The organism is Mesorhizobium sp. M7A.F.Ca.CA.004.04.2.1, assembly GCF_004022825.1.
Lineage (GTDB): Bacteria > Pseudomonadota > Alphaproteobacteria > Rhizobiales > Rhizobiaceae > Mesorhizobium.
This window is the reverse complement of the sequence record NZ_RZPH01001749.1, coordinates 1-507: the sequence shown is the minus strand read 5'-3', so window position 1 is coordinate 507 and position 507 is coordinate 1. Positions and strand designations below refer to the sequence as shown.

Sequence of the window (507 nt, the reverse complement as noted above, 5' to 3'; positions counted from 1 at the left end):
GGCGCTCGGTCTTTCCAGTCTGACGGCCCATGCCGATCCGAACGGCCTGTGGCAGCCGCAGATCCGCGCCATCATCGGCGCCGACAACAATGGCGGCAACGGCGCGCTCGAAGGTTTCATCCCGCTCAAGCAGACGGCCGAATCCGTGCTGTTCCTGGATGTCCGGGCCAAGCATGATTTCAAGGATGGTTCCGGCCAGGATGTCGGCCTCGGCATTCGCCGCATCGTCAACCCGGACCTGATGATCGGCGGCTACGCCTATCTCAACCTCGAGAACTACAACTCCACCCAGTTCACCGCCGCCACGCTGGGCGCCGAGGCGATCACGCCACATTTCGATGCGCATGTGAACGTCTATCTGCCGATCAAGGGCGATTCGACGGATCACTCGACCAGTTCGACCCTGTCGATGGTCAGCAACCAGCTGATCGAGCAGATCTCGGTCCTTGACCACCGCGACTACGCCGCGTGGGGCATCGAGGGCGAGATCGGTGCGCAGGTGCCGGT

1 protein-coding gene is annotated in these 507 nt (G+C 62.9%); it reads left to right on the top strand.

Annotated elements, in window-relative coordinates:
• A partial coding sequence (locus EN893_RS37375; protein WP_164901566.1) for an inverse autotransporter beta domain-containing protein occupies positions 1–507 on the top strand: 507 nt, incomplete at both ends.